The organism is Streptomyces globosus (genome assembly GCF_003325375.1).
Taxonomy (GTDB): domain Bacteria; phylum Actinomycetota; class Actinomycetes; order Streptomycetales; family Streptomycetaceae; genus Streptomyces; species Streptomyces globosus_A.
In genome coordinates this window covers 4,919,396-4,944,459 of record NZ_CP030862.1, presented here as the reverse complement: position 1 = coordinate 4,944,459, position 25,064 = coordinate 4,919,396, and the positions used below count along the sequence as shown (strand labels likewise).

Below are 25,064 nucleotides of genomic sequence, written 5' to 3'. Positions count from 1 at the left end.
CCTGCCGGCCTGCCGCCCGGGAGGGCCCATGCCCCGCACCGCCCTGCGCATCTGCCCCCTCTGCGAAGCCACCTGCGGCCTCACGCTCACCGTCGACGGCGCAACCGTCACCGGCGCCCGGGGCGACCGCGAGGACGTTTTCAGCCGCGGCTTCATCTGCCCCAAGGGGGCGGCCTTCGGCGCGCTCGACTCCGACCCCGACCGGCTGCGCACGCCGCTCGTCCGGCGCGGCGGCCGGCTGCGGGAGGCCGGCTGGGACGAAGCCTTCGAAGCCGTCGCGACCGCGCTCCCGGCGCTCGTCTCGGAGTACGGCGCCCAGTCCGTCGGCGTCGTCCTCGGCAACCCGAACGTCCACACCATGGCCGGCGCCCTCTACCCGCCGCTGCTCCTGAGGACGCTCGGCACGCGCAACCTCTTCACCGCCAGCACCCTCGACCAGATGCCCAAGCACGTCTCCAGCGGCCTCCTGTTCGGCGACCCCTTCGCCATCCCCGTCCCCGACCTCGACCGCACCGGCTTCCTGCTCCTGATCGGCGCCAACCCGGTCGAATCGAACGGGTCGCTGTGCACCGCCCCCGACTTCCCGGGCCGGCTGAAGGCGCTGCGCGCCCGCGGCGGCACCCTCGTCGTCGTCGACCCCCGCCGCACCCGCACCGCGCGCCTCGCCGACCGGCACCTCGCACCGCGCCCCGGCAGCGACGCCCTGCTGCTGGCCGCGCTCGCCCGTACCCTGCTCGCCGACCACCGCCCCACGCTGCCGCCGGAACTCGCGGACCGCCTCCACGGGCTCCGGGAACTCCGCGAGGCCCTCGCGCGTTTCACCCCCGAGGCCGTCGCCCCGGCCTGCGACATCACGGCCGCCGAGATCCGCGACCTCGCCCGCGACCTCGCGGCCGCCCCCACCGCCGCTGTCTACGGGCGGATCGGCAGCTGCACCGTCGAGTACGGCACCCTCGCCAGCTGGCTCGTCGACGTACTCAACATCCTCACCGGCAACCTCGACCGGCCGGGCGGCGCCCTCTTCCCGCTCCCGGCCGCCGGCCCCCGGCCCCGTCCCGGCGGACCGGGCAGGGGCTTCACCCTCGGCCGCTGGCACAGCCGGGTCGGCGGCCACCCCGAGGCCAAGTCCGAGCTGCCGCTCGTCGCCCTCGCCGAGGAGATCGAGACGCCGGGGGAGGGCCGGATCCGCGGCCTCGTCGCCATCGCCGCGAACCCGGTGCTGTCCTCCCCCGACGGTCGGCGCCTCGACGCGGCACTGGCCGGCCTCGACTTCATGGTCAGCGTCGACCCGTACCTCAACGAGACATCCCGCCACGCACACGTCGTGCTGCCGCCTCCGCCGCCCGCACAGAGCGCGCACCACGACTTCGCCTTCAACGGGTTCGCCGTACGCAACCAGGTGCGCTACACCCGGCCCGCCGTCCCGCTCCAGGAAGGTCTGCTCGACGAGTGCGAGATCCACGCCCGCCTCGTCCTCGCGGCAGCCGGGCTGCACGGCCCCGCCGTACCCGACGCGGCCGAAGCCGTCGACGAGCCCGTCATCCGGGCCGCCCTCGCCAAGGAGACCGCCGACCCGGACTCGCCGCTGCACGGGCAGGACCCGGGCCGGCTCGCCGGCCTGCTCACCGGCGCCAGCGGCCCCGAGCGGCGGCTCGACCTGATGCTCCGGCTCGGCCCGTACGGCGACCTGTTCGGCGCCGGCCACGACGCGCGAGCCGGCGGAGGGCTCACCCTGGCGCGGCTCCTCGACCGGCCGCACGGCATCGACCTGGGCCCGCTGCAGCCCCGCCTCCCGGACGTGCTGAAGACGCGCAGCGGCCGCATCGAGCTCCTGCCGGACCCGATCGCGGCCGAACTCCCCAGGCTGCGCAGCGCCCTCGCCGAACGCCCCGCCGCCCTGGTGCTCGTGGGCCGCCGCCACCTGCGGTCCAACAACAGCTGGATGCACAACGTCCCGGCCCTTGCCGGAGGTTCCAACCGCTGCACCCTCCACGTCCACCCGCAGGACGCCGAGCGCCTCGGCCTCACCGACGGAGGCCGGGCCCGGGTCACCGCCGACGGCGGCAGCCTGGACGTGCCCGTCGAGGTCACGGACACCGTGCGCGCCGGAGTGGTCAGCCTCCCGCACGGCTGGGGCCACGACCGCGACGGCGCCCGGCTGTCCGTCGCCGCCGCCTCGCCCGGGGCCAACGTCAACCAGCTCCTCGACGGCTCCCGGCTCGACCCGCTGTCCGGCACGGCAGTCCTCAACGGCTTCCCCGTCGAGCTGGCACCCCTGCCCTGAGCTGGGGTTTTGCTCGTATTGCTCACGTCCGGACGTCTTGTTGGGCCCTCCGCGGGCCCCCTACGTTCCCTGCATGCTGACCTTCCTCGGCTTCGCCATGATCGCCACCTTCCTGGTCCTGATCATGATGAAGAAAATGTCGCCCATCGCGGCGCTCGTCCTCATCCCCGCACTCTTCTGCGTGTTCGCCGGGCAGGGCGCCCACCTCGGCGACTACGTCATCGACGGCGTCGGCAAACTCGCCCCGACCGCCGCCATGCTGATGTTCGCCATCGTCTACTTCGGGGTGATGATCGACGTCGGGCTCTTCGACCCGATCGTCCGGGGCATCCTCCGCTTCTGCAAGGCGGACCCGGTGCGCGTCGTCGTCGGCACCGCCGTCCTCGCCGCGGTCGTCTCCCTCGACGGCGACGGCTCCACCACCTTCATGATCACCGTCTCGGCCATGTACCCGCTCTACAAGCGGCTCGGCCTGAGCCTCGTCGTCATGACCGGAGTCGCGGCCACCGCCAACGGCGTCATGAACACCCTTCCGTGGGGCGGCCCCACGGCGCGCGCCGCCACCGCCCTGAAACTGGACGCCGGCGACGTGTTCGTCCCGATGATCCCGGCCCTGGCCGTAGGCCTGCTGTGCGTGTTCGCCCTCGCCTACGCCCTCGGGCTGAAGGAGCGCCGCCGCCTCGGCACGCTCGCGCTGCCCGGCGGCGCCGAGCCGCAGCCGGTCGCCGTCGCCGCAGCCGGCACCGCCGCCCCTGCCGCAGCCGGCCCCGCCGACACGGCTCCGGCCGCCGGTCACCGTGACGAGTCCCGTACCGACGCCGCGGCCGGGCCGGCTTCCGGTCCCGCCTCGCCGGCCGCCGGCGCGGCCGCCGCCGGGTTCCAGGGGCTCGACCCGCGAAGGCCCACGCTGCGGCCGCGGCTGTACTGGTTCAACGCCGGCCTCACGGCCGCCCTGCTGACCGCGATGATCATGGAGTTGCTGCCCATCCCGGTGCTGTTCCTCCTCGGCGCCGCCCTCGCCCTCACCGTCAACTTCCCCCACATGCCCGACCAGAAGGCACGGATCGCCGCCCACGCCGACAACGTCCTCAACGTCGCCGGCATGGTCTTCGCCGCCGCCGTCTTCACCGGCGTCCTCAGCGGCACCGGCATGGTCAAGCACATGGCCGACTGGCTCGTCGCCGCGATCCCCGAGGGCATGGGCCCGCACATGGCGCTGGTGACCGGCCTCCTCAGCCTGCCGCTCACCTACTTCATGTCGAACGACGGGTTCTACTTCGGCGTGCTTCCCGTCCTCGCCGAGGCCGGCGCCGCGCACGGCGTCTCCCCGCTGGAGATCGCCCGCGCCTCGCTCGTCGGCCAGGCCCTGCACATGTCCAGCCCGCTGGTTCCGGCCGTGTACGTCCTCGTCGGCATGGCCGGCGTCGAGTTCGGCGACCACACCCGCTTCACCGTGAAATGGGCGGCGCTGACCTCGCTCGCCGTCCTCGCGGCGGGGATGCTTTTCGGCATCATCTGACCGCGGCGGGCGGGCAGCCCCGCGGCGCGGCGGCGCCGGTTTGTAGGGTGGGGCCACCAGACCAGGTCCGCACAACCGTGCGCGTTCGGGGGAGGAAGCGCCATGAAGGCCCACGACGGGATGTACATCGCCGGCGAATGGCGGCCCGCCGCCGGAAGCGACCGCATCGAGGTCGTCAACCCGGCCGACGAGCAGGTCATCGCCGACGTACCGGCCGGCACCGCGGAGGACGTGGACGCGGCGGTGCGCGCCGCCCGAGCCGCCTTCCCCGGTTGGGCCACCACGCCGCCGACGGAGCGGGCCGCCCTGATCGGGGCCCTGCGCGATGCGATGGCGGCCCGGAAGGCCGAGTTCACCGAGGTCGTCACCGCCGAGCTGGGCTCCCCGACCGGCTTCTCCGAGCGCGTCCACGTGGGGGCGCCGCTCGCCGTGTCCGCCTCCTTCGCCGAGCTCGCCGCCTCGTACGCCTTCGAGGAGCGGATCGGCAACTCCACCGTGCTCCTCGAACCGGTCGGCGTGGTCGGGGCCATCACGCCCTGGAACTACCCGCTGCACCAGATCGTTGCCAAGGTGGCACCCGCTCTCGCCGCCGGCTGCACCCTCGTCCTCAAGCCGGCCGAGGACACCCCGCTGACCGCACAGCTCTTCGCCGAAGCCGTGCACGAGGCGGGCATCCCGGCCGGCGTGTTCAACCTGGTGACCGGAACCGGCCCGGTCGCCGGGCAGGCCCTCGCCGCGCACGAAGGCGTGGACCTGGTCTCCTTCACCGGCTCCACCGCGGTGGGCCGGCTGATCGGGGCCACGGCCGGCGCCGCCGTCAAGCGCGTCGCCCTCGAACTCGGCGGCAAGTCGGCCAACGTCATCCTGCCCGGCGCCGACCTGGCCAAGGCCGTCGCGGCGGGCGTGGGCCACGTCATGAACAACTCCGGCCAGAGCTGCAACGCGCTCACGCGGATGCTCGTCCACCGCGACCAGTACGAGGAGGCCGTCTCCCTCGCGGCCGCCGCCGTCGCCCCGTACACCGCCGGGGACCCCCGCGAGCCGGGCACCCGCCTCGGCCCGGTCGTCAACGCCAAGCAGCGCGACCGCGTGCGCGCGTACATCGCCAAGGGCATCGAGGAGGGCGCCCGCCTCGTCGCCGGAGGCCCCGACGCCCCGCACCCCCGCGGCTACTACATCGCCCCGACCGTCTTCGCCGACGTCACCCCCGACATGGTGATCGCGCAGGAGGAGATCTTCGGCCCCGTCCTGTCGATCATCGCCTACGGGGACGAGGACGAGGCGCTGCGCATCGCCAACGGCACGGTGTACGGGCTCGGCGGCGCCGTCTGGGCGGCGGACGAGGAGACGGCCGTCGCGTTCGCCCGGCGCATGGACACCGGCCAGGTGGACATCAACGGCGGCCGCTTCAACCCCCTCGCGCCGTTCGGCGGGTACAAGCAGTCCGGTGTCGGCCGCGAACTCGGGCCGCACGGCCTGGCCGAGTACCTCCAGACGAAGTCGCTCCAGTTCTGACACCCGCCCTGGACGGGGCGGGCCCGCTCACCCGGTCGGCCCGGTTCGGCCCGTACGCCGTCCGGTCCGTCCGCTGCCCGGTACGCCCTTCCGCCCCCGCCCAGGCCCGGCCCGCCGGGTGAGGGCCCGAGAGACGGGATCGACCATGGTCCGCGCCGCAGTCCTGCCAGCCGTCGGAGCACCGCTGGAGATACGGGAGGTCGTCCTGCCCGACCCCGGGCCGGGGCAGGTCCGGGTCCGCCTCGCCGCCGCCGGGGTGTGCCACTCCGACCTCTCCGTCTGCGACGGGACGGTCCGGGTCCCCGTCCCCGCCGTGCTGGGCCACGAGGGCTCCGGCACGGTCCTGGCGGTCGGCGGGGGCGTCACCCACGTCTCCCCGGGCGACGGGGTGGTCCTCAACTGGTCGCCCTCGTGCGGCCGGTGCCACCACTGCACGATCGGCGAGGTGTGGCTGTGCGCCAAGGCCCTGGCCGGGGTCGGAGCGGTCCACGCCCACGACTCCGCGGGCACGCCGCTGCACCCGGGGCTGAACGTGGGGGCGTTCGCCGAGGAGACCGTCGTCGCGGCCGCCTGCGTGGTGCCCGCGCCCGCCGGGATCCCGCTCGCCGAGGCCGCTCTCCTCGGCTGCGCGGTGCTCACCGGCTACGGCGCCGTCCACCACAGCGCCCGCGTCCGGGCCGGGGAGTCCGTCGCCGTCTTCGGTATCGGCGGCGTCGGTCTGGCCGCCGTGCAGGCCGCGCGGATCGCGGGGGCGGAGCGGATCGTCGCCGTCGACGTCTCCCCGGCCAAGGAGGAACTGGCCCGGGAGGCCGGCGCCACCGACTTCGTCCTCGCCTCCGACAGCGCGGTCGAGGAGATCCGGGCGGCCACCGGGGGCCGCGGGGCGGACGCGGCCGTCGAGTGCGCCGGCCGGGCCGCGTCCATCCGCGCCGCGTGGGACTCCACCCGGCGGGGCGGCCGCACCACCGTCGTGGGCATCGGCGGCAAGGACCAGCAGGTCGCCTTCAGCGCGATGGACATCTTCCGCTTCGCCCGCACCCTCACCGGCTGCGTCTACGGCAACTGCGACCCGGCCCGCGACCTGCCGGTCCTCGCCGGGCACGTGCGCGCCGGCCGCCTGGACCTCACCGCCATGATCACCGACCGGATCACCCTCGACGGCATCCCGGGCGCCTTCGAGGCGATGCAGGCCGGCAAGGGCGGCCGCTCGCTCGTCGTCTTCTGACCCCGGCCGTCGTGTGCAGCGGGCCCGCGGGCGCCTTCAGGGGCGCCGCAGGGCCGCGTACTGGAGGGAGAGGCCGTCCAGAAGGGCGGTCAGCCCGGTCTCGAACGCGCCCTCGTCCACCTCGCGCTGCCGCTCGGCCAGCAAATGTGCCCTGCCCAGGTGCGGGTAGTCGGCCGGGTCGTATGCCTCCCGGTCGTCCACGAAACCCCGGGCGAACGAACCCACCGCCGAGCCGAGGATGAAGTACCGCATCAGCGCGCCGATCCGCGTCGCCTGGGCCGGCGGCCAGCCGGCCGCCGTCATCGCCCCGAACACCGCGTCCGCCAGCCGCAGCCCCGCCGGGCGCCGCCCCGGGCCGCGCGCCAGCACCGGCACGAGGTTCGGGTGGCCGGCCAGGGCATCCCGGTAGGAGTGCGCCCAGGCGTGCAGGGCCTCCCGCCAGTCCCGGCCGGACCCCGCCTCGAACATCGACAGGTCGACCCGCGCACTCACCGCGTCGGCCACGGCGTCCAGGATCTCGTCCTTGGTGCGGAAGTGGTTGTACAGCGACGGCCCGCTCACGCCGAGCGCGGCCGCGAGCCGCCGCGTCGACACCGCCTCCAGCCCCTCCGCGTCCACCAGCGCCCCAGCCGCCTCGACGATACGGTCCCGGCTGAGGAGCGGTTTGCGCGGTCTGGCCATGCGCCACATGGTAGGCCTGCCGCACTGTCACACAGGTGCTGGTCGAACGCCACAGGTGCCGGTCGGACGGGAGGGCGCCGGCCGCCTGCCCCTCACGCTCGCCAAGGTCGTCCGCGACCGCCAGGAGCCCACCGGCATCGTCAGCCGCGTCGACGAGGCGCGCATGGAGAAGATCCCCGCCGGCCACGACCCCTTCCGGCCGAAGGCCCGACCCCGCGCGGCCATCTCCCGCTCCGGCGTCTAAGCGCTTGCTCACCCTCCGGTAAGGTGTTCCTTCCGACAGTGACGAAAAGGTGGGCGAACGATGGGCAGCGCGGAGGAGACGGCCGGCGGCTACCGGCCGTGGTCGGAAGTCACCCCCGACGCCGCTCGGCGGCTGCTCGTGGCCGCCGTCGAGGCGTTCGCGGAGCGCGGCTACCACGCCACCACGACCCGGGACATCGCGGGCCGGGCGGGCATGAGCCCGGCCGCCCTGTACATCCACTACAAGACCAAGGAAGAGCTGCTCCACCGGATCAGCCGGATAGGCCACGACAAGGCCCTGGACATCCTGGAGACGGCCGCCGCCGGTCCCGGTTCGGCGGCCGACCGGCTCGGAGCGGCCGTCCGGTCGTTCGTGCTGTGGCACGCCGCCCACCACACCACCGCGCGCGTGGTCCAGTACGAGCTGGACGCCCTCGCCCCGGAGCACCGCGACGAGATCGTGCAGCTGCGCCGCCAGAGCGACGCCGTCGTGCGGCGCATCCTCGGCGACGGGGTCGCCGCGGGCGAGTTCCACGTGCCCGACGTGCCGGGGACCACCCTCGCCGTCCTGTCCCTCTGCATCGACGTCGCCCGCTGGTTCAACGCGGCCGGGCGGCGCACCCCGGAAGAGGTCGGTGACCTCTACGCCGACCTCGTCCTGCGCATGGTCGGCGCGGCGCCGGCCGCCTGAGCCGCGGCCCGCCTCAGAAGTAGTAGCGCGACAGCGACTGCGCCACACACACCGGCTTGTCGCCGCCCTCCCGTTCCACGGTGACGGTCGCCGCAACCTGGACGCCGCCGTCCGCCGTGTCCGTGACCGCCGTGATCACGGCGGTGGCGCGCAGCCGGGACCCGACGGGCACCGGCGCCGGGAAGCGCACCTTCTCCGTGCCGTAGTTGATGCCCATCCGCATGCCCTCGACGCGCATGACCTGCGGTACCAGGCTCGGGAGCAGCGACAGCGTCAGGTAGCCGTGCGCGATGGTCGATCCGAAGGGCCCGGACGCGGCCCGCTCCGGGTCCACGTGGATCCACTGGCGGTCGCCGGTGGCGTCTGCGAAGAGGTCGATCCGCTTCTGGTCCACCTCCAGCCAGCCGCTCGGCCCGAGCGGCTCGCCGATCCCGGCGCGCAGTTCCTCGGCGGACGTGAAGACCCTCGGATCGGACATGCCTCTCCCTCTCGCGTGGCGAACAAGCGCTTGCTCAGCATTCCGGGACCGCATGTATATGTCAACGGAGCGCGGCGTGGCCGACTACCCTCTGCCGGGTGCCGCAGATTCCCGAGAAAATCCACGAACTCACCGTCGGCCAGCTTTCCGCCCGAAGCGGCGCGGCCGTCTCCGCCCTCCACTTCTACGAGTCCAAGGGCCTGATCAGCAGCCGGCGCACCCCCGGCAACCAGCGCCGCTACAGCCGCGACGCACTGCGCCGCGTCGCCTTCGTACGGGCCGCCCAGCGCGTCGGGATCCCGCTCGCCGCCATCCGCGACGCCCTCGCCCAGCTCCCCGAGGAGCGGACCCCCAACCGTGAGGACTGGGCGCGGCTTTCCGAGATGTGGCGCGGCGAACTCGAAGAGCGGATCAACCAGCTGCTGCGGCTGCGGGACCACCTCGCGGACTGCATCGGCTGCGGCTGCCTCTCGCTGCAGAACTGCGCGCTGTCCAACCCCGACGACGTCTTCGGCGAGAAGCTCACCGGCTCCCGGCTGTAGCCGCGCCCCTGCCGGGTGCCGCCCGCAGGGAGTCCCGGCGCTGCGCGGCCGTCTGCGCTCAGGCGCCGCGCGGCCTGGACCCGCGCCGGCTGGGTGCTCATGAGCCGGGTGCTCGCCGGGCGCGTTCGTCCGGGCCGGGTGCGCACGGGCCGGGTACGGCGGTTCGGCGGGTTCGTATTGGCCGGTGTGTCTGTGCGCACCGCGGGCGGTGCGGAGACCCCCGCGCCCCGCATCGCCCCCTCCGCCCGCCCGGCGTCCGCGGGCGCGTAGCCCGCCCGCGTCGCCGGCACCGCCCCAGGGCTGCCCTACGCCGCTCCTGCCGCTGCGGAAGCCGGCGGTGCGGCCCAGGTCGAGTCCGCGAGCGCGGGTCTGGGCACCACGATGCCGCAGCCTGCGCAGACCGGGCCGTCCCAGGCCCATGCTCCCTCCCAGGGCCGGCGGCCGCTGCCGCGGCCCGCCGGCTGCCGCCCGCACGCCGCACCGCGGCCCGCCCCGCGCCCCCGTCTCGGGGCGGGCACCGGCGCAGGCCAGTGCAGTTCCCGCTCGCCGCAGACCGGGCAGGACGTCCCCGGCTCCGACTCCAGGGCCGCGACCAGCCGCCGCAGCACCTCCGCCAGCGTCCCGGCCGGCCGCACGTCCGGGTCCGCGCACCGGACCACCGCGTCCCCGCTGCCGCCCCACGCCCACTCGGGGCGGCGCAGCCCGTCGTGCTTCTCGCGCCGGCGCCGCTCCGCGAACTGGCGCTCGTACGCGAGCCAGACCGCCCGCGCCTCCTCCAGCTCCTCCAGCGCCGCGACCAGCCGCTGCGGGTCCGCCGCCCGGTCCTCCGGTGCGATCCCGTGCCGGTCGCACAGATGCCACCAGGTCGCCCTGTGCCCGTACGGTGCGAACCGCTCCAGGCAGCGGCGCAGCGAATGGCGCCGCAGGGCAAGGTCGTTGCGCGCATCACGCACCTGGTAAGCCAGGCTCCGGAAACCTGCCATCACACCCTCACCTCCGCCTCGCGCCGTCCACACCGCGGCGCCGTACCTCCTCGAACGACGACGCACCGTGGGATGTGCCCAACATGCCCCGGCAGGTGCAGGCGCATGCGGGGGCGGACGAGGCGTGCGGGTGGCACATGGCCGGAAGTCAGCGCCCCATGCGCCCCGCGGCCACCACCACGCGTGCCAGCTCCGCGTGGCAGACGTCGCTGTGCGCCCCCGCAGGAGGACCGCCGCGCCGGACCACCGACGCGGCGTCCACGCTGACGCAACCGGACGCCGGCACCCCCGACCGCAGGGCGGCCGCGAGGGTGAGCCGCACCGCTCCGGGGACGGCCTGCACCCCGCCGTGACCGATCGCGCCCCACCGCGCGTCGAACCCGAGCAGACCGGCCGAATCACCTGCCATCCGGGAGGCCAGCGGGTAGAAGACCCGCAGCGCGGCGTCGTGCTTCGAGTGGCAGGCCACCACGGGGCCGTCGACCCGGCGCTGCAGGCCGCGCAGGGCGCCGCCGCGCCGGGTGTCGTGGGGGAGCCGGTCGGCGAACGCGTAGTGCGAGAAGGCGCCCTGCAGCAGGGTCAGCGACTTCACGTGGCGGGCCCCGGCAGGCACGGCGCGCAGGGAGAACGCCGCCACCCGGGCGCCGAAGCTGTGGCCGATCAGGTGGATGCGCAGCCCCGGCCTTCGGGCCGCCAGTTCGGTGAGTGCCGGCCCGAGCCCCCGTTCGCCGACCGCGCCGGCCCGTTTCTTCATCTCGTAGTACGTCGCCTGCCGGAGCAGCTCCTTCGCGCCGTCCCACAGGGCACGCCGGTCGCCCGCCGCCGAGAGCCCCGGTGCGGGCGGGCCCGCGGCCGCCTCCGCCAGGCCGTCCGCGAGGGCCCGGCACACCTCGCGTACGTCCCCGGCGAAAATGGCGGGGACCCCGCGGTCCGGTGCGTCGCCGGCCCCCGTCCCGGCGACCCCGGCCAGCTGCCGTACGAGCAGGCCGAACTCGGCGAGGGCCTCCTCCGACTCCGGCCGCGCGGCCAGCAGTTCTGCCACCCGGTCCAGCTGCGCCCCGTGTCCGGGCCAGAAACCCGCGAGGGCTCTGCGCGCCGCGAAGTCCAGGGCCGAGCCGGCGGCGGGGCCGGGGCCGGGTGCGTCGGGCGCGATCAGGGACTCGAAGTCCGGGATCGGCTCGTCCGGGAAGCGGATCGACGGCCAGACCACTCCCGCGTACCCCAGCCGTACCCCGGGCCGCACCAGCCCCGGGAAGGGAGCGTAGAAGCGCTCGAACAGGCGGACCGACGTGGACCGGTCGCTGTTCCAGCCGTGCGCGAAGACCAGCAGATCGGTGGCGTCGATGCCCGCCGCGGCCCGCAGTCCGCCCGGATCGGGGTCGCCCTGGGCGTCGAAGACGAGCTCCGCGTACGGGGACACGCCCACCGCGGCGGCCGCGAGCGCCCTCCCCGGCGAGGCCGCGTGGCCGTCCTCGTACGTGTGCGCCGCTGCCGCTGCCGCCGTCCCCGCTCGGCGCCCCGCTACCGCTCCCGGTTCCGTTTCCGCCGCCATGGGTGCCCCCTCCGCGCCGCTGGTTGGTGCGTCCAGCATCCTGCCGCGCGCCCGCACCGGCCAGACCCGTGCAGCCGACGGCCTAGCGGTAGAGGAGGTACTGCTCCCGCTGCGCCGTGAACCGGGCGAGCCCCGCCGCCCAGTCGCCGGCGATCTCCTCGACGCCGGCGCCGGCGTCCACCATCCGCCGGACCCGGTCCGAGCCGGCCAGCCGGTCGATCCAGTGGTCCGCGCGCCACGCGAACCCGCTCACGGTCCGCCGTGCCGTCACCAGCAGCCCGATGCCCGCGCGCACCGGATCGAACGCGGACCGGTCGTGCACCACCAGCCGCACCCCGCCGCACACCTTCCCCGCGTGCTTGGAGAAGGTCGGTGTGAAGTACGCCTCCCGGAACCACACGCCCGGCAGCCCCAGCGCGTCCGCCGCCTCCGCCCACCGGCGGTCCGCGCCCTCCGCGCCCACCACCTCGAACGGAGTGGCCGTACCGCGCCCCTCCGACAGGTTCGTGCCCTCGAACAGGCAGGTCCCGGCGTACGCGAGTGCCGTGTCCGGCGTCGGCATGTTCGGGCTCGGCGGAAGCCAGGGCAGCCCGGTCTCCCCGAAGAACGACTCCCGCCGCCACCCCGACATCCGCACCGTGTGCAGCCGGGCCGGAGAGGCCGCGAGGAACTCCCCGTTGAACAGCAGCGCCAGCTCGGCCGCCGTCATGCCGTGCGCGAGCGCGATCGGCTCACGCCCCACGAAGCCGGCGTACGCCCGCTCCAGCACCGGCCCCGCGGCCCGCCGCCCGCCGACCGGGTTGGGCCGGTCCAGCACGACCACCGCCTTGCCTGCCAGCGCGGCGGCGCGCATGCAGTCGTACAGGGTCCAGATGTAGGTGTAGAACCGTGCCCCGACGTCCTGGATGTCGAAGACGACGGTGTCCACGCCGGCCGCCGTGAACAGGTCGGCGAGCTGCTGCCCGCTCGCGCCGTACGTGTCGTACACCGGGAGCCCGGTCGCCGGGTCGCGGCCGGGCCCCTCGGAGCCGCCCGCCTGCGCCGTGCCGCGGAAGCCGTGCTCCGGCCCGAACACGGCGACGAGCCGGACCCGCGCGTCGGCGTGCAGGACGTCCACCAGGTGGCGGGCGTCGGCGGTGATCCCGGTGGGGTTCGTGACCACGCCCACGCGCTGCCCGGCGAGGAGCGCGTAGCCGTCCGCGGCGAGCCGCTCGAAACCCGTCTGCACCCGCTCGGCTCGCCGAGCCGCCCGCGCATCCGCCCCCACCGCCCCGGCCGGTCCGGCACCAGGCACGAGGGCCGCGCCCGCACCCGCGCCCGCGGCTCCCGCCAGCCCCAACAGCCCCCGTCGTGACAGCCCCGGCCTCTGATTCATCCCGCCACGCTAGGACCCGGCGACCTTCCACCTCGACATACCGACCGGTTAGTCTGCCGGATGTCCGGCAGGCCGTGAAAGGTGATCCCGTGAGCATGGGCGTTGCGAGCGCGTACCAGGACCAGCGAGTCGTCGTCACCGGCGCGGGCGGCGGCATCGGCGCCGCCCTCGCCCGCGGGTTCGCCGCCCGCGGCGCGACCGTCGTCGTCAACGACCTCGACTCGGACAGGGCCGCCGCCGTGGCCGCATCGATCGGCGACTGCGCCACCGCCCTGCCCGGCGACGCGTCGGCCGTCGCCGCTGAAGCCCGCGAGGCCCTCGGCGGCGAGGTGGACGTCTACTGCGCCAACGCCGGGATCGCCGCCGGCGGCGACGCCTTCGCCGACGAGGGCGTGTGGGAGGCCGCCTGGGACACCAACGTGATGGCCCACGTCCGCGCCGCCCGGCTGCTGCTGCCGCACTGGCTGGAGCGCGGCAGCGGCCGCTTCGTCTCGACCGTCTCCGCCGCCGGTCTCCTCACCATGATCGGAGCGGCCCCGTACAGTGTCACCAAGCACGGTGCGCTCGCCTTCGCGGAGTGGCTCTCGCTGACCTACCGCCACCGCGGCGTCCGCGTCCACGCCATCTGCCCGCAAGGAGTCCGCACCGACATGCTCGCCGCCGCCGGCTCGGCGGGCGAACTCGTCCTCGCGCCGACCGCGATCGAGCCGGACGCGGTCGCGGACGCCCTGTTCGACGGCATGGAGAAGGGCCGGTTCTTGATCCTCCCGCACCCCGAGGTGGCGCAGCACGCCGCCGGACGCGCCGCCGACCCCGACCGCTGGCTGCGCGGCATGAACCGGCTCCAGCGGACATGGGAGCAGCGGTGACCGTACCCCGCGCCACCGCCGCACCCCGCCCCCCGGCCGCCGTGCCGACGCCGCCGGCCTCCGCGTACGCCGCGCGCCCCTGGGTGCGGCTGCTCAGCCCGGCCCAGCGCGCCCCGCTGGACGCGCCGCCGACCCTGCTGCACGCGTTCCGTACCGCGGCCGGTCGCGCCCCCGGCCGTACGGCGCTCGCCTACTTCGACGGCCGCATCGACTACGCCGCGGCCGACGCGCTCAGCGACTCCCTCGCCGGCCACCTCGCCGCCCGCGGCATCAGCCGCGGCGACCGCGTCGCCGTCGCGCTGCAGAACACCCCGCACTTCGTGCTCGCCGTCCTGGCCGCCTGGAAGGCCGGCGCCGTCGTCGTCCCGGTCAACCCCATGTACAAGGAGGCGGAGGCGCGGCACGTCCTGCGCGACTCCGGCGCCGCCGCCCTGGTGTGCGGGGACAGCGCCTGGGCGGCCGAGCTGCGCGCTGCCGCCGTCGACACCGCGGTGACCACCGTCCTGACCGCCCGCGACCGCGACTTCCAGTCCCGCGACGACGCCCGCGTGTTCGGCACAGCCCCCGACGCAGCCGCCCCCGACGCAGCCGCCCCCGACGCAGCCGCCCCCGCCCCCGCCGTCGCGGACCTCGCGCATACGGCCCGCCGCGGCCTCCCGGCCCCGCCCGACCCCGGCCTCACCGCCGCCGACCCCGCGCTCATCAGCTACACCTCCGGCACCAGCGGCACCCCCAAGGGCGCCGTCAACCCGCACGGCGCCCTCACGCACAACGCCCGCCGCCAGGTCGTCGGCCACCCCCTCCCGGAGGGCGCCGCCTACTTCGCCCTCGCCCCCCTCTTCCACATCACCGGCATGGTGTGCGAGCTCGGCGCCTGCCTGGCCAACGCCGGCACCCTGGTCCTCGCCCACCGCTTCGAGCCCGGAGTCGTCCTCGACGCCTTCCTCGAACACCGCCCCGCCTACACCATCGGCCCGGCCACCGCCTTCACGGCGCTCGCCGCCCACCCCTCCGCCACCCGGGACCACTTCGCCTCGTTCCAGGTGGTCTCCTCCGGCGGCGCTCCCGTCCCGCCCGCCCTGGTCGAGCGGCTCCGCGCCCGCTTCGGGATCCGGCTGCGCAACGGCTACGGCCTCACCGAGTCGACCGCCGCTGTCGCCTCCGTCCCCGTCCACCTCGACGCACCCGTCGACCCGGCCTCCGGCACCCTCTCCGTCGGCCTGCCCGGCGCCGACACCGCCGTCCGCATCGTCGACGGCAGCGGTGCCGAGGTCCCGCTCGGCCGGATCGGCGAGATCGCCGTACGCGGTCCCCAGCTCGCGCACGGCTACTGGGGGCGCCCCGAGGCGACCGCCGAGGCCTTCCCCGGCGGCGAGCTGCGCACCGGCGACGTCGGCTTCATGGACGCCGACGGCTGGCTGTACGTCGTCGACCGCAAGAAGGACGTGATCAACGCCTCCGGGTTCAAGGTCTGGCCCCGGGAGGTCGAGGACGTGCTCCACACGCACCCGGCCGTCCGGGAGGCCGCCGTCGTCGGCGTTCCCGACGCCTACCGCGGGGAGACCGTCAAGGCGTACGTGAGCCTGCTGCCCGGCGCCGTCGCCGAGCCGGCCGAGCTGTCCGCGTACTGCCGCGCCCGCATCGCCGCCTACAAGTACCCGCGCGAAGTGGAGGTCCTGCCCGTCCTGCCGAAGACGACGAGTGGCAAGATCCTGCGTCGGGAGCTGCGCGACCGCGGCCGGAAACAGTCGTAGGGTCGCACGAGGGCGGGCTCTTGCCGGCCGCACCGGCCGCACCGGCCGCACCGGCCGCGGAACACAGGAAGGAAGGACGGCGCCATGGCCGCCAGGACGACGGAGCCCGAGGGCATGCACGACACCCCGGTGCCGCAGCGGCTGCTGGCGGTGGCCACCCGGCTGTTCGCCGAGCGCGGCTACGACCGGACCTCCGTCCAGGAGATCGTCGAGGCGGCCGGGGTCACCAAGGGCGCCCTCTACCACTACTTCGGCTCCAAGGACGACCTGCTGCACGAGGTGTACGCGCGCATGCTGCGCCTCCAGCAGCAGCGCCTCGACGCCGTCGCCGACTCCGACGCCCCCGTCGAGGAGCGGCTGAGGGCGGCCGCCGCCGACGTCGTCGTGACCACCATCGAGAACCTCGACGACGCGGCCATCTTCTTCCGGTCGATGCACCAGCTCAGCCCGGAGAAGCACAAGCAGGTGCGGGCCGAGCGCCGCCGCTACCACGAGCGCTTCCGCGCGCTCGTCGAGGAGGGGCAGCGCAGCGGGGTGTTCTCCACCGCCACCCCCGCCGACCTGGTGGTGGACTACCACTTCGGCTCAGTCCACCACCTGTCCACCTGGTACCGGGCCGACGGGCCGCTCACCCCGCAGCAGGTCGCCGACCACCTCGCCGACCTGCTGCTGCGGGCCCTGCGCCCCTGACGGGTCCCGTCAGCGGTACGGCTTCAGCTCGCGCAGTGCCAGCGACCGCTGGTGGACCTCGTCCGGCCCGTCCGCCAGCCGCAGCGTCCGGGCCGCCGCCCACAGCTCGGCCAGCGGGAAGTCCTGGCTGACGCCGCCCGCGCCGTGCAACTGCACCGCGTCGTCCAGGATGCGCACCACCGCCCGCGGCGTCGCGATCTTGATGGCCTGGATCTCGGTGTGCGCGCCGCGGTTGCCCACGGTGTCCATGAGCCAGGCCGTCTTCAGGACGAGCAGCCGCAGCTGCTCCACCGCCACCCGGGCGTCCGCGATCCAGCCCCGCACGACACCCTGCGAGGCCAGCTCCCCGCCGAAGGCCGTACGCCCCACCGCGCGCCGGCACATCAGCTCGATCGCCCGCTCCGCCATCCCGATCAGCCGCATGCAGTGGTGGATGCGGCCGGGCCCGAGCCGGGCCTGGGCGATGGCGAAGCCGGCCCCCTCCTCGCCGATCAGGTTCGCGGCCGGTACGCGGGCCCCGTCGAAGACGACCTCGGCGTGCCCGCCGTGGTCGTGGTCCGCGTACCCGTACACCGTCATGGCGCGCCGCACCTCGACGCCCGGGGTGTCGCGGGGGACGAGCAGCATCGACTGCCGGCGGCGCGGGTCGGGCCCGTCCGGGTCGGTCTTGCCCATCACGATGAACACCTTGCAGTCCGGGTTCATGGCGCCCGAGATGTACCATTTCCGACCCGTCACCGTGTACGCGGAGCCGTCCGCCGAGCGCTCGATGCGGGTCTCGATGTTGGAGGCGTCCGACGAGGCGACCTCCGGCTCCGTCATGGCGAACGCCGACCGGATCTTCCCGGCCAGCAGCGGCTCCAGCCACTGCCTGCGCTGCTCCTCGCTGCCGAACTGCGCGAGCAGCTCCATGTTCCCGGTGTCCGGGGCGGCGCAGTTCACCGCCAGGGGCGCCAGGTGCGGGCTGCGCCCGGTGATCTCCGCCAGCGGGGCGTACTGGAGGTTGGTCAGCCCTGCCCCGTACTTCCCGTCGGGCAGGAAGAGGTTCCACAGCCCGCGGCGGCGCGCCTCGGCCTTCAGCTCGCCGAAGACGGGCGGGGTGTCCCAGGGCGAGGCCAGCCGCGCGCGCTGCTCGGCGGCAACGGGCTCCGCCGGGTACACGTGCTCTTCCATGAACGCGAGGAGCCGCGTCCGGAGTTCCTCGGTCCGGGCGTCGAATGCGAAATCCATGCGGGAGTGCCTCAGCCTTCCTCGTCGAGTGTGGTCAGACCGTGCTCGACGAACACCGGCACCAGCTCGCCGATGCGGTCGAAGCCCCCGCCCACCGTCTGCCCCAGCGTGTAGCGGCGGTGGATGCCTTCGAGGATCACGGCGAGTTTGAACCAGGCGAACGCCGTGTACCAGCCGATCGCGCCGGCATCCCGGCCGGAGCGGGCCGCGTACCGCTCGACCAGCTCCGCGGGCGAGGGGTGCCCGGGCGCGGAACTCGTCGTGCTGACGGGGGAGTCGCCCAGCCCGAGGTCGGTGCTGTACATCACCAGCAGGCCGAGGTCGGTCAGGGGGTCGCCGAGCGTGGACATCTCCCAGTCCAGGACCGCCCGGACGTCGCCGCCGTCCTCCCCGACCAGCACGTTGTCCAGGCGGAAGTCCCCGTGCACCACCGTCGCCGCGGGGGAGCCGGGCAGCGTGCGGGCGAGCGCGCCGCGCAGTTCGTCGATCCCGGGCAGCTCGCGCCCCCGGGAGGCCTCCAGCTGCCTGCCCCAGCGGCGCAGCTGCCGCTCCAGGAAGCCCTCCGGCCGGCCGAAGTCCTCCAGGCCCACCGCCCCGGGATCCACCGCGTGCAGGTCGACGAGCGTGTCGACCAGGCCGAGGACGAGGCTGCGGGTGCGCTCCGGGCCGAGCGCGGCGAGCCGCTCCGCGCTCCGGTACGGGACGCCCTCGACGAACTCCATCACGTAGAACGGGGCGCCCAGCACCGACTCGTCCTCGCACAGCAGGAGCGGCTCGGGCACCGGGACCGCCGTGCCGTGCAAGGCCGCGATGACCCGGTGCTCCCGCCGCATGTCGTGGGCCGTGGCCAGGACGTGCCCCAGCGGCGGACGGCGCACCACCCAGCGGGAGGCACCGTCGGTGACCTCGTACGTGAGGTTCGACCGGCCGCCCTCGATCAGCCGGCCCCGCAGCGGACCGCAGAGCAGCCCCGGCAGGTCGCGGTCCAGGCGGGCACGCAGCCGCTCCGGGTCGAGGCCGCGGGGGGCGGCTCCGGCGGGTGCTGGGCTCATGGTGCGCACCTCCGTGCGGAGAGGGACGGATGAGGACGGCGGCCCGCGCCGGCGGCGGGGCGGCCGTGATCGCCGGAAGCCATCATGCCGACCAGTCGGTATGCCGTCCAGTGTGCAGGACCCCCAGGACCCCCAGGACCCCCAGGACCCCCCGGAACTCGGGGGCGGCGCCGGGCCGCCCCCCCCCGGCCCGCATCAGGCGTGGCAGAGAATCGGCGTCCCGCCGTTCATCACCGTCATGTCCGTCAGTACCGCCACGATGTCCAGCGGCGCCCCCTCCGGCTCGCCGGCCAGCTCCGCGTACGCCCGGTGCAGGTTGGCCACCAGGCGCTCGCCCTCCCGCCAGGCGGCGAACTCGCCCAGGTCCGCCTCCCGGGCGGCCTCCAGCGGGGTGAGCCCCCTTGCCAGGCCCTCCCGGGCCAGCTCCTCCACATACCGCAGGTAGCGCTCGGTCGCGTCGTACGCCGACGGGTCGGTCAGCGGCCCGTGCCCCGGTACGACGGTCTGCGCGCCGAGGGAGCGCAGGAGCTCCAGCGCCCGCAGCGATCCGGCCAGCGAACCCATCGCCAGGAAGGGGGTGCCCCCGGCGAAGACCAGGTCGCCGGTGAAGACCACGCCCTGCCGCGGCAGCCAGACGACCGAGTCGCCGGTGGTGTGCGCGACTCCGGGGTGGATGACCCGGACCTCCGTTTCGCCCAGGTGGAGGGTCATCCGGTCGCTGTAGGTGAGGTCGGGCGGGGTGATCTCCACGGCGCCGAAGTCGGTCCCCGGCCAGATCAGCTCCAGCTGGTGCCCGGCGGCGAGCTGCTCGGTCCGCGCACTGTCGTGGCCGAGGACGAGGGCCTCCGGGGCGAAGACGCCGTTCCCGTAGGTGTGGTCGCCGTGGTGGTGGGTGTTGACCACCGTGCGCGGCAGCGGCACCCCGGCGGCGGCGACCGCGTCCCGCAGGGCCAGCGCCCGCCGCTCGGTGGCGGCGGTGTCGACGAGCAGGGTGCGGCCGCCGCCGCTGACGAAGCCGGCGTTGTTCAGGCACCAGCCGCCGTCCGGCTGTACGTAGGCGTACACGCCGTCCGCGAGGCGGACGGTGTAGGGCGGTTCGGCGGTCATGTGCGCTCTCCCCTGGTCGCGGTGACGGGCAGTCGGCATCCTGCCAGCCGCCCGGCGGCCGGGGGAGGGAGGGGTGCGCAGCGGTGCGGGGGGTTTCGTCCGTCAGTGGTCGTCGTAGTGGCCGTCGTGCGCGGCGTGGCGGTGGCCGTCGTGCAGGTAGTCCAGGTGGTCGCCGTGTCTGACGGCGGTGTGCCCGCACTCCGCGCCGTGCGCGTGCTCGTGGCCGTCGTGCGGGGTGTGGCCGCGGGCCTCGCACTCGTCCCAGTGGCCGGCGTGCTCGCGGTGCAGGTGCCCGTCGTGCGCGTAGTCGAGGTGGTCGCCGTGCTCGACGGCGGTGTGCCCGCAGCCCGGCCCGTGGGCGTGGGCGTGCTCGATGTGCTCGTGGTGCAGGGTGGTCATGCCGCTGAGGCTAGCCCTGAAAGTCAACTATTGCCCGTTATGTCCGCGACGGCGTGGGTGTGATCCGCCGACCGGACGGTCCCGGCGCCTCAGAGGACGACCGCCACCGCCAGCGCAGCCAGCGCCACCGTGCACGCCACCACCCCCGATGCCGCGCGCGGCGCCAGCCCCGGCGGCCGGGCCGCGGCCAGCTCCCGCATCCGCCGGTGCGCCACCACCAGGAACACCAGCCACACCAGCACGATCAGCACCACCTCGGCCGCCTCCCCCGCGGCCCCGCCCCCGCGCAGCGCCTGCCGCACCCCGAGGACCGCCGCCACCGAGCAGGCCAGCGTCGTACGCCGCCACGCGAGCCGGGTCCGCTCCGGCTGGAGCCCCGCATCGCGCTCCGCGGCGGGGGAGGGGCGTACGGGGCTCACGCCCCGCCGTCCGTCCAGCCGAACAGCACCACCACGACCATCACCGCCGCGACCAGCCCGACGCCCACCCCCAGCAGCACGGGGAACCGGGACACCGGCAGGTCCTCGCCGCGCCGCATCGCCGCCTCGCACCGCAGCCAGTGGTTGACAGCCCGCAGCGCGCACGCCGCGCCCACGGCCAGCAGGGCGAGCGCCATGCCGACGCGCACGCCCCAGCGCAGGTCCGGCAGGAACTGGTCCACGGCGAAGCCGCCGCCGATCAGCGCGAGCGCGGTCCGGACCCAGGCCAGGAACGTCCGCTCGTTGGCCAGGGAAAACCGGTAGTCGGGCTGCTCGCCCTCCTCGCGCACCCGCTGCGGCGCCCACCACAGGCGGGCCGCCCTCCCGAAATCGATCACCCGGCCAAATCTACGTCCCGCCCCCGGACCGCCGCGCGCCGCGGGCCCCGCCCGCCGCAGGCCCCCGGCCCGCCCCACTCCCCGCCCCGCCCCGCCCGTCAGCCCCGCTCCCCGCCCTCCCGGAAGGCGCGCAGCCGCCGGTACGCCTCCAGCCCGTCCGGCACCCACGGCCAGGAGCCGTCCGCGATCCGGCCCTCCAGCTCGTCCTCCGGCAGCCAGGCATGCCAGGCCACCTCCGACTCCTGCGGCCGCACCTCCAGCCCGCCGCAGCGCACCTCGTGCACGTACGACCACCAGCCCCCGCCCGGCCCCTCGTACAGGAACTTGAACAGCGGCTCCGGCCGGGCCAGCCCGGACACCCCGAGCTCCTCCTCCGCCTCCCGCAGCGCGGCCGAGGCGTAGTCCTCGCCCGCCCCGAGCACCCCGCCCACGAACATGTCGTAGCGGGAGGGGAAGACCAGCTTCGACGCCGTCCGCCGGTGCACGAAGACCCGCCCCCGGTCGTCCCTGGCCAGCACGAACACGCACCGGTGGAGCAGGCCCCGCGCGTACACCTCGCCGCGCGGCGCCCGGCCCGTCACCCGGTCGTCGCGGTCCACCACGTCCAGCACCTCGTCTGCAGCACCCATGCGGCCCATCCAAGCATCGCCATTGACGGCTTGCCGCCCCGTGGCAAAGGATCGGCCCCACCGGCGACCGGAGGGCGACTTCGCATGGCGTACGACGCAGACGTGATCGTGATCGGGGCGGGCCTCGCGGGCCTCGCGGCCACCGCCGAACTCGCCGACGCGGGCCGCAGCGTGATCCTGCTCGACCAGGAGCCCGCGCAGTCGGCCGGCGGCCAGGCCCACTGGTCCTTCGGCGGCCTGTTCCTCGTCGACTCCCCCGAACAGCGCCGGATGCGCATCAAGGACAGCCGCGAACTCGCCCTCCAGGACTGGCTCGGCACCGCCGGATTCGACCGCGAGGAGGACGCCTGGCCGCGCCGCTGGGCCGAGGCGTACGTCGACTTCGCGGCCGGGGAGAAGCGGCCCTGGCTGCACCGCCTCGGCGTCCGCTTCTTCCCCGTCGTCGGCTGGGCCGAACGGGGCGGCTACGGCGCCCTCGGCCACGGCAACTCCGTCCCCCGCTTCCACATCACCTGGGGCACCGGCCCCGGCCTCGTCGAGCCCTTCGAGCGCCGCGTCCGCGAGGGCGCCGCCCGCGGCCGGGTCCGGATGCTGTTCCGCCACCGCGTCACCGGGCTCTCCCGCACCGCCGGCGCGCTCGACACCGTCACCGGCGAGATCCTGGAGCCGTCCTCCGCCGCACGGGGCTGCGCCAGCAGCCGCGAGCCGGTCGGCGCTTTCTCGCTGCGCGCCCAGGCGGTGATCGTGGCCAGCGGCGGGATAGGCGGCAACCACGACCTCGTCCGCAAGCAGTGGCCGGACCGGCTCGGCACCCCGCCGGAGCGCATGCTCTGCGGCGTCCCCGCCCATGTGGACGGCCTGATGCTGGGCGTCGCCGAGGACGCCGGCGCCCGCCACGTCAACAAGGACCGCATGTGGCACTACACCGAGGGCATCGCCAACTGGGACCCGATCTGGGCCCGCCACGGCATCCGCATCCTCCCCGGCCCCTCCTCGCTCTGGCTGGACGCCACCGGCCGGCGGCTGCCCGTACCGCTCTTCCCCGGCTTCGACACCCTCGGCACCCTCGACCACATCATGCGGACCGGCCACGACCACACCTGGTTCGTCCTCAACCGCCGCATCATCGGCAAGGAGTTCGGGCTCTCCGGCTCCGAGCAGAACCCCGACCTGACCGGCAGGTCCGTGCGCGGTGTCGTCGACCGGGCCCGGCAGGCCGTACCGGGGCCGGTCCAGGCCTTCATGGACCGCGGAGCGGACTTCGTCGTCGAGCGCAGCCTGCCCGCCCTCGTGCGCGGCATGAACGCCGTCACCGGCCTCGGCCTGCTCGACGAGGACACCGTCCGCCGCGAGGTCACCGCCCGCGACCGGGAGATCGCCAACCCCTTCACCAAAGACCTCCAGGTCACCGCCGTCCACGGCGCCCGCAGGTACCTCGGCGACCGGCTGGTCCGCACCGCAGCCCCGCACCGCATCCTCGACCCCGCCGCAGGCCCGCTGATCGCCGTACGCCTGTCCATCCTGACCCGCAAGTCCCTCGGCGGCCTGGAGACCGACCTGTCCTCGCGCGTCCTCACCGACTCCGGCGAGCCGCTGCCCGGCCTGTACGCGGCCGGGGAGGCGGCCGGGTTCGGCGGCGGCGGCGTCCACGGCTACCGCGCCCTGGAGGGCACCTTCCTCGGCGGCTGCCTCTTCTCGGGCCGCGCCGCCGGCCGGGCGGCGGCCGCCGCCGTGGGCTGACCCCCCGGGCTGCCGGGCCGGCCGCCGCGGCGGGGCTCAGGACAGGCGGGAGACCACCCGGAACCGCTCGGCGACGACGAGGGTGTCGTCGCCGACCGTGTGGTCCGGGTCGCCCAGCACCGTACGGATCTCCTCGCCGTGCCAGAACCGCTCGTGGGACGCACGCCATTCGGCCACTGACCCGTACCCCTCGCCCTCGTCCACGGCGTGCCGCAGGTCCACGTCGGCGAGCCGCAGCACCCGCACCTCCGCCACCTCCACCACGGCCACCGGGCGCTCCCCGGAGTCGACGAGGACCGCCCGGTCGCCCGCCGCGGGAAGGGGCTCGCCCTCCGCCTCGTACGCGGCCAGCAGCCCCGTCGTCGTGGTCTTCGCCCCGCTCAGCACGGCCGCCACCAGCGCGTCGCGCAGCGGCCCGGGGAACCCGAGCAGGTACGGGGGCAGCCCCTCATGCGTCTCCATGGGCCCACCCTACGGCCCGCCCGCCGCCCGGCCGGACCGCGCCGGACCGCGCCGGTCCGCCCCCAACTATCGGCCGCACCGCACCAGTTGAAACACGCCACCCGGCGGACCGGACCTTGACTCGGAGCTGTGCCTACCGGTTTGCTGTGCGTGATCATTCCAGCCGTTCCCGTCACGTCCACCGTCCGTCAGCCCGTCACCGCGCCCGTGTCCTGGAGGGAAATCCGCGGATGTCCCCGCCTCCGCCGCCCCTCGGCCGCACCCGCAAGCGGGACGCCCAGCTCTTCGACCCGGCCCTCTGCGACACCGAACTGGTCGACGTGCGCGCCCGGTTCACCCAGGGCAGGTGGGCCAAGGCACGCGCCCTCCTGGCCGGCACCGGCGACGACTGGGACCGCCGCGGCCACCGCGTCGTCGTCCTCGCCGAGACCCCCGCCGCCCTGGCCTGGGCCCGCGAATGGCTGCTCGCCGAACCCGAGAGCGCCGACGCCGCCACCCTCCTCGCCTGCGCCTCCGTCTTCGCCGCCCTCCGCCGCAAGGGCACCCCGGAGGCCGCCGAGGAGGCCTGCCACCGCGCCGCCGCACTCCTGCCGGCCGACCCGACGCCCTGGCTCGGGCTGCTCATGCTCTCCCGCGCCTACGGCTCCCAGGAGGAGTTCAGCCGCCACTTCGACCAGGTGCGCGCCCGCCACCGGGAGCACCACCACGCCCACCACCTCATGGTCGCCCGCCTCGCCGAGCACGCACCGGCCGCCGGACAGGACCCCCTCCACGAGGTGTACGACTTCGCGGCCTGGGCCGCCGAGGAGTCCCCGGCCGACTCCCCGCTGGCCGTCCTCCCGGTCATCGCGCACGCCGAGCGCTACCGGGTCCTGGCTGCCGTCCACGGCGCCGGCCCCGACAGCGCCGCCGCGCACTGGTCGAACCGCCGGGCCCGCCAGGTGCTGCGCTCCGCGTTCGACTGGTGGCTGGAATGGGAGCGGGAGGACCACCCCCGCAACCGCGTCGACCTGAACTTCCTCGCCCACGCCAAGCTGTGCGAGGGCCGGCCCGCCGAGGCCGCCGCCCTCTTCCACCGCATCGGCAGCCACGCCACCCCGGCCCCCTGGTCCTACCCGGACCTCGACCCGCAGAAAGCCTTCCTCGCGGCGCGCAGCGCCGCGCTCGGCACCGCCTGACCACCCCCGCCGGGCGCGCCGCACCACCACCCCCGCGCACCGCACCACC

25 protein-coding genes are annotated in these 25,064 nt (G+C 75.2%); 12 read left to right on the top strand and 13 right to left on the bottom strand.

Annotated features, from left to right (window positions below; translation table 11 throughout):
* The first annotated feature begins 28 nt into the window (after positions 1 to 28).
* The 4 genes from C0216_RS21940 (at position 29) to C0216_RS21925 (ending at position 6,543) form a co-directional block, all read left to right on the top strand.
* Entirely contained in the window at positions 29 to 2,284 is a 2,256-nt protein-coding gene (locus tag C0216_RS21940; RefSeq protein ID WP_114056936.1) for a molybdopterin-dependent oxidoreductase, read from the top strand.
* A 73-nt stretch (positions 2,285 to 2,357) separates the two neighbouring features.
* Positions 2,358 to 3,803, top strand: a complete 1,446-nt coding sequence (locus tag C0216_RS21935; protein ID WP_114056935.1) for a CitMHS family transporter — start codon at positions 2,358 to 2,360, stop codon at positions 3,801 to 3,803.
* 102 nt (positions 3,804 to 3,905) lie between these two features.
* Positions 3,906 to 5,318, top strand: a complete 1,413-nt coding sequence (locus C0216_RS21930; RefSeq protein ID WP_114056934.1) for an aldehyde dehydrogenase family protein — start codon at positions 3,906 to 3,908, stop codon at positions 5,316 to 5,318.
* Positions 5,319 to 5,463: 145 nt separating this feature from the next.
* The gene (locus C0216_RS21925) at positions 5,464 to 6,543 is read left to right on the top strand and encodes a Zn-dependent alcohol dehydrogenase (RefSeq protein WP_114056933.1); all 1,080 of its coding nucleotides are present in this window, start codon (positions 5,464 to 5,466) and stop codon (positions 6,541 to 6,543) included.
* Positions 6,544 to 6,579: 36 nt separating this feature from the next.
* On the opposite strand, the gene C0216_RS21920 is transcribed toward C0216_RS21925, so the two are convergent.
* A complete protein-coding gene (locus C0216_RS21920; RefSeq protein WP_114058830.1) occupies positions 6,580 to 7,224 on the bottom strand; it encodes a TetR/AcrR family transcriptional regulator in 645 nt (214 codons plus the stop codon).
* Positions 7,225 to 7,279: 55 nt separating this feature from the next.
* On the opposite strand from C0216_RS21920, the gene C0216_RS21915 reads away from it, so the two are divergent.
* Positions 7,280 to 7,468 (top strand): hypothetical protein, encoded by a 189-nt coding sequence (locus C0216_RS21915; protein WP_114056932.1) that lies wholly within the window; start codon positions 7,280 to 7,282, stop codon positions 7,466 to 7,468.
* A gap of 60 nt (positions 7,469 to 7,528) precedes the next feature.
* Entirely contained in the window at positions 7,529 to 8,158 is a 630-nt protein-coding gene (locus C0216_RS21910; protein ID WP_114056931.1) for a TetR/AcrR family transcriptional regulator, read from the top strand.
* Between the two features lie 13 nt (positions 8,159 to 8,171).
* On the opposite strand, the gene C0216_RS21905 is transcribed toward C0216_RS21910, so the two are convergent.
* A complete protein-coding gene (locus C0216_RS21905; RefSeq protein ID WP_114056930.1) occupies positions 8,172 to 8,636 on the bottom strand; it encodes a MaoC family dehydratase in 465 nt (154 codons plus the stop codon).
* Positions 8,637 to 8,734: 98 nt separating this feature from the next.
* Here C0216_RS21905 and soxR point away from each other — a divergent pair, with 98 nt between their 5' ends.
* Positions 8,735 to 9,178, top strand: coding sequence for a redox-sensitive transcriptional activator SoxR (gene soxR, locus C0216_RS21900; RefSeq protein WP_114056929.1), 444 nt, complete (start codon positions 8,735 to 8,737; stop codon positions 9,176 to 9,178).
* Positions 9,179 to 9,483: 305 nt separating this feature from the next.
* Here soxR and C0216_RS21895 read toward each other — a convergent pair whose 3' ends face one another.
* From C0216_RS21895 to C0216_RS21885, 3 genes are all read right to left on the bottom strand, one after another.
* Positions 9,484 to 10,161 carry a hypothetical protein gene (locus tag C0216_RS21895; RefSeq protein WP_114056928.1) on the bottom strand — a complete coding sequence of 226 codons (678 nt, stop codon included), beginning with the start codon at positions 10,159 to 10,161 and terminating at the stop codon, positions 9,484 to 9,486.
* A gap of 148 nt (positions 10,162 to 10,309) precedes the next feature.
* Complete coding sequence (locus C0216_RS21890; RefSeq protein ID WP_246042649.1) at positions 10,310 to 11,713, bottom strand: serine-threonine protein kinase; 1,404 nt, start codon at positions 11,711 to 11,713, stop codon at positions 10,310 to 10,312.
* Positions 11,714 to 11,795: 82 nt separating this feature from the next.
* Entirely contained in the window at positions 11,796 to 13,088 is a 1,293-nt protein-coding gene (locus tag C0216_RS21885) for an exo-beta-N-acetylmuramidase NamZ family protein (protein ID WP_114056927.1), read from the bottom strand.
* 95 nt (positions 13,089 to 13,183) lie between these two features.
* On the opposite strand from C0216_RS21885, the gene C0216_RS21880 reads away from it, so the two are divergent.
* The 3 genes from C0216_RS21880 (at position 13,184) to C0216_RS21870 (ending at position 16,401) form a co-directional block, all read left to right on the top strand.
* Positions 13,184 to 13,957, top strand: a complete 774-nt coding sequence (locus C0216_RS21880) for an SDR family oxidoreductase (protein ID WP_114056926.1) — start codon at positions 13,184 to 13,186, stop codon at positions 13,955 to 13,957.
* Positions 13,942 to 15,711 carry a class I adenylate-forming enzyme family protein gene (locus C0216_RS21875; protein ID WP_428985448.1) on the top strand — a complete coding sequence of 590 codons (1,770 nt, stop codon included), beginning with the start codon at positions 13,942 to 13,944 and terminating at the stop codon, positions 15,709 to 15,711. The genes C0216_RS21880 and C0216_RS21875 overlap by 16 nt, the downstream gene beginning before the upstream one ends.
* 84 nt (positions 15,712 to 15,795) lie before the next feature.
* The gene (locus C0216_RS21870; RefSeq protein WP_114056925.1) at positions 15,796 to 16,401 is read left to right on the top strand and encodes a TetR/AcrR family transcriptional regulator; all 606 of its coding nucleotides are present in this window, start codon (positions 15,796 to 15,798) and stop codon (positions 16,399 to 16,401) included.
* 9 nt (positions 16,402 to 16,410) lie between these two features.
* On the opposite strand, the gene C0216_RS21865 is transcribed toward C0216_RS21870, so the two are convergent.
* From C0216_RS21865 to C0216_RS21835, 7 genes are all read right to left on the bottom strand, one after another.
* The gene (locus tag C0216_RS21865; protein ID WP_114056924.1) at positions 16,411 to 17,631 is read right to left on the bottom strand and encodes an acyl-CoA dehydrogenase family protein; all 1,221 of its coding nucleotides are present in this window, start codon (positions 17,629 to 17,631) and stop codon (positions 16,411 to 16,413) included.
* Positions 17,632 to 17,642: 11 nt separating this feature from the next.
* Positions 17,643 to 18,683 (bottom strand): phosphotransferase family protein, encoded by a 1,041-nt coding sequence (locus tag C0216_RS21860; protein WP_114056923.1) that lies wholly within the window; start codon positions 18,681 to 18,683, stop codon positions 17,643 to 17,645.
* Positions 18,684 to 18,878: 195 nt separating this feature from the next.
* A complete protein-coding gene (locus tag C0216_RS21855) occupies positions 18,879 to 19,790 on the bottom strand; it encodes an MBL fold metallo-hydrolase (protein ID WP_114056922.1) in 912 nt (303 codons plus the stop codon).
* Positions 19,791 to 19,892: 102 nt separating this feature from the next.
* Positions 19,893 to 20,189, bottom strand: a complete 297-nt coding sequence (locus C0216_RS21850; RefSeq protein ID WP_114056921.1) for a hypothetical protein — start codon at positions 20,187 to 20,189, stop codon at positions 19,893 to 19,895.
* 89 nt (positions 20,190 to 20,278) lie between these two features.
* Positions 20,279 to 20,608 (bottom strand): DUF202 domain-containing protein, encoded by a 330-nt coding sequence (locus tag C0216_RS21845; protein WP_114056920.1) that lies wholly within the window; start codon positions 20,606 to 20,608, stop codon positions 20,279 to 20,281.
* Complete coding sequence (locus C0216_RS21840) at positions 20,605 to 21,006, bottom strand: YidH family protein (RefSeq protein WP_114056919.1); 402 nt, start codon at positions 21,004 to 21,006, stop codon at positions 20,605 to 20,607. The genes C0216_RS21845 and C0216_RS21840 overlap by 4 nt, the downstream gene beginning before the upstream one ends.
* 98 nt (positions 21,007 to 21,104) lie before the next feature.
* A complete protein-coding gene (locus C0216_RS21835; protein ID WP_114056918.1) occupies positions 21,105 to 21,635 on the bottom strand; it encodes an NUDIX hydrolase in 531 nt (176 codons plus the stop codon).
* A gap of 84 nt (positions 21,636 to 21,719) precedes the next feature.
* On the opposite strand from C0216_RS21835, the gene C0216_RS21830 reads away from it, so the two are divergent.
* Positions 21,720 to 23,375, top strand: coding sequence for an FAD-binding dehydrogenase (locus tag C0216_RS21830; protein WP_114056917.1), 1,656 nt, complete (start codon positions 21,720 to 21,722; stop codon positions 23,373 to 23,375).
* Positions 23,376 to 23,411: 36 nt separating this feature from the next.
* Here the strand turns inward: C0216_RS21830 and C0216_RS21825 are convergent, their stop codons facing one another.
* Positions 23,412 to 23,837 (bottom strand): ASCH domain-containing protein, encoded by a 426-nt coding sequence (locus C0216_RS21825; RefSeq protein WP_114056916.1) that lies wholly within the window; start codon positions 23,835 to 23,837, stop codon positions 23,412 to 23,414.
* A 230-nt stretch (positions 23,838 to 24,067) separates the two neighbouring features.
* Here C0216_RS21825 and C0216_RS21820 point away from each other — a divergent pair, with 230 nt between their 5' ends.
* A complete protein-coding gene (locus tag C0216_RS21820) occupies positions 24,068 to 25,015 on the top strand; it encodes a hypothetical protein (protein ID WP_114056915.1) in 948 nt (315 codons plus the stop codon).
* Positions 25,016 to 25,064 lie beyond the last annotated feature (49 nt).